The 3,058-nt window shown below is 63.0% G+C and carries 3 protein-coding genes; 1 reads left to right on the forward strand and 2 read right to left on the reverse strand.

Going from position 1 to position 3,058, the window contains the following annotated elements:
- Positions 1-101: 101 nt before the first annotated feature.
- Entirely contained in the window at positions 102-1,334 is a 1,233-nt protein-coding gene (hemA, locus tag ACSLE4_RS02295) for a 5-aminolevulinate synthase (RefSeq protein ID WP_435902878.1), read from the reverse strand.
- A gap of 419 nt (positions 1,335-1,753) precedes the next feature.
- On the opposite strand from hemA, the gene ACSLE4_RS02300 reads away from it, so the two are divergent.
- Positions 1,754-1,960, forward strand: coding sequence for a hypothetical protein (locus ACSLE4_RS02300; protein WP_435902879.1), 207 nt, complete (start codon positions 1,754-1,756; stop codon positions 1,958-1,960).
- A 12-nt stretch (positions 1,961-1,972) separates the two neighbouring features.
- Here the strand turns inward: ACSLE4_RS02300 and ACSLE4_RS02305 are convergent, their stop codons facing one another.
- On the reverse strand, positions 1,973-2,359 hold the full coding sequence (locus tag ACSLE4_RS02305; RefSeq protein ID WP_435902880.1) for a response regulator: 387 nt from the start codon (positions 2,357-2,359) through the stop codon (positions 1,973-1,975).
- Positions 2,360-3,058 lie beyond the last annotated feature (699 nt).

The raw sequence follows: 3,058 nt of genomic DNA on the forward strand, positions 1-3,058 counted from the left end.
AGCGTTTGGGGCAGGCTTGCCAGCCCGAGTGCGATGACGGCGGAGCGGCCAAGAGTGCGGATCAGTCCGGTGCGGATCAGCATGGCGCGGGGCGGCATGGTCTACTCCGCCGCGAGCCTCACATATTGGCCATTGGCGACCGGGCAGGCGGCCCACAGCTCTTCCAGCGCGGCGATCAGGGCTGCCATCTGCTCATCGGTGTGGACCGGCGAGGGGGTGAAGCGCATGCGCTCGGTGCCGCGCGGCACGGTCGGGTAGTTGATGGGCTGCACGTAGATGCCGTAATGGGTCAGCAGCGTGTCGGTCACCGCCTTGCAGTGCACGGGATCTCCGACCATGACCGGCACGATGTGGCTTGGGTTCTCCATCACCGGCAGGCCGGCCTGTTTCATCAGGCCTTTGAGCGTCCGCACCCGCTCGCGATGGCGCGCGCGCTCGAGCTCGCTCACCTTCAGATGCCGGATCGAGGCCAGCGCGCCCGCGGCGATGGCCGGCGCCAGCGAGGTGGTGAAGATGAAGCCCGGCGCGTAAGAGCGGATGGCGTCGCAGCAGGCCTTGCTCGCGGCGATATAGCCGCCCATGACGCCGAAGCCTTTGGCGAGCGTGCCGTTGATGATGTCGACGCGGTCCATGACGCCTTCGAGCTCGGCGATGCCGCCGCCGCGCGGGCCGTACAGGCCGACCGCGTGCACCTCGTCGAGATAGGTCAGCGCGTTGTATTTCTGGGCCAGGTCGCAGATCGACCCGATGGACGAGATATTGCCGTCCATGGAGTAGACGCTCTCGAACGCGATGAGCTTCGGCGTGTCGAGCGGCACTTTCTTGAGCAACTCCTCGAGGTGGTTGAGGTCGTTGTTGCGGAAGATGTGCTTCGGGCCGCCGCCGTGGCGGATGCCCTCGATCATGGAGGCGTGGTTCTTGGCGTCGGAGAAGATCACGAGCCCGGGCATCAGCCGGGTCAGCGTCGACAGGGTCGATTCGTTGGCGATGTAGGCGCTCGTGAACAGGAGCGCGGCCTCCTTGCCGTGGAGGTCGGCGAGCTCCGCTTCCAGTTCCACATGGTAGTGGGAGGTGCCGGAGATGTTGCGGGTGCCGCCGGAGCCTGCCCCCGCCTCGTCGATCGCCTCGTGCATGGCGGCGCGCACCTTGGGGTGCTGGCTCATGCCGAGATAGTCGTTGGAGCACCAGACCGTCACGTCGCGTTTGCCGGCGTCCGTGTAGTGGTCGGCGGCCGGATAGGCTCCGCAGCGGCGCTTCAGATCGGCGAAGACGCGGTAGCGCCCCTCTTGGTGGAGCGACTGAAGATGCTGGCGGAATCTGTCCTCGTAATCCATCTGTCTCCGTTCCCCTAGACCATTGGCGTTCGCCAAAGCCACCCAGCTATTGGCCGAACAGAATGGATATCGTTATGGGCACCCGGCTTGCCGCAAGTTCTTGAATGACTTGCTTAAAGTCTAAGTGGCACAGGGCCTTACCCAGCTAAGTATCCTATCCCGGCCTCGGCCTCAAGGATCGAGACCGATTCTAAGTTAGATGTATTGTCGCATAGCTTTTATGGAAGCCCCTGGGCTTTGACTTAGGTCAACCGCCGGCCTGACAGCGGCAAAATGGCCGCTTCCTTAACCAAGCGGGGGCTTTGCCCGGCGCCGGTCGTCGATCCCGCGGGCCATTTTACGGAAACAAAAGGAGTTCCTGCTACGCCTTCTCCTGACGGCCGCGCAAAGTCGGCCCACGACAGGGGAATTCGCGTCACATGTTTCTCAACCGACCTTACGACCACGCCCGGAGTTCTGCTCCGCGCTTTCTGCTCGGCGCGCTGTGCGGGGCGCTTTTCGTGCTCTCGTTCGCAGGCGCGAGCCTGACGCTTGCCGGCACGGGGGCGGGCCGCTCGGCGGACCTCAACGACCTGCGGCTCAATCACGTGCCTCAGCCCTCCCTGCGCCTCGGCGGCACGGCCTAGCAGACCACAAGTCTACTGCGCGGCTTCCACTGCCTCCTGCATGGCCTGAAGCAGCTCGCGCCTGGAGAAAGGCTTCTGGAGCACGCGCCGGCTCCGATAGGGTTCGGTGAGGCCGGATGCGCCGTAGCCGGTCACGAAAATATAGGGCAATCCCCGCTTTTCGAGCGCATCGGCGACCGGATAGACCAGGTCGCCGGCGATGTTGAGGTCGAGCACCGCGGCATCGACGGTCTCGTCGTCGATGAGCTTGAGGGCCTGGGCCACCCGGCTTGCCGGGCCGACAACCTCGCAGTCCGAGTCCACCAACATATCCTCTAGTTGGAGGGCGATCGGCGCCTCGTCCTCGACGACGAGGACACGAAGGCCCCGCAGCGTCCCGTTCTGCCCAGAATCGTTCACAGTCTGTTCGCTCCTTGCTCCCGAATCGTGAATAGCCGGGCCATCCCAGACTCACCCAAACCGCCAAGATCGGTCCGCTCGGGCCGCGTTTTCTAGACCAGGAACGGACGCGTCGCGAGCCCTAATTCGCAGGATTTGGCGTTAACAACTTGGGCGGACGGGAGAAACCCTTCTGCATCAAAATGCGCCAGATGTGGACATGGATTGAGCACGCCCCGGCCCTCCGAGGGCGCCTTTGCCCTCCATTTAGGCTGTGGGCCGGAGGCGCCGCGGCCAAGACCGCAGATCACGTACACCGTTGATATTCCGTCCATTTTCATGGGCGGTGACGGTCCCTAAGAGCCGCCAATCAGGGGGCTGAAGCTCGTGGCGGAAATGTCACAAGGGCCCAAAAACGTCCCCGCACGCTTTGATAGCAATTTACCTTCTTGAGGGAACGCGTATAAGCAGAACTTAGAACTCTCTGTCGGGGGATTTCTGTCCAGTTTTGGCGAGAACTGCCCCGATGAGGAGCCGCAAGGCGCATTCGAAGCGAGAGTTTGGATTAGGCAATTTATTCAGGGAAGGTGGAGATGGATATGTTTGGGGGACTGACAAGAACATCCAGCCGCATCGCCATCGCAGCTGCATTTGGTCTGACGCTTGGGGTTTACGCCGTGAGCACGCCAGCCAAGGCAGCTGATTTGGGCGGCGATTGCT

The organism is Methyloceanibacter sp., assembly GCF_051306395.1.
Taxonomy (GTDB): domain Bacteria; phylum Pseudomonadota; class Alphaproteobacteria; order Rhizobiales; family Methyloligellaceae; genus Methyloceanibacter.

Excerpts from the sequence above, each read along its gene's own strand:
- ACSLE4_RS02300 (WP_435902879.1), top strand. The coding sequence starts at position 1,754 with ATGTTTCTCAACCGACCTTACGACCACGCCCGGAGTTCTGCTCCGCGC.
- hemA (WP_435902878.1), bottom strand. The coding sequence starts at position 1,334 with ATGGATTACGAGGACAGATTCCGCCAGCATCTTCAGTCGCTCCACCAA.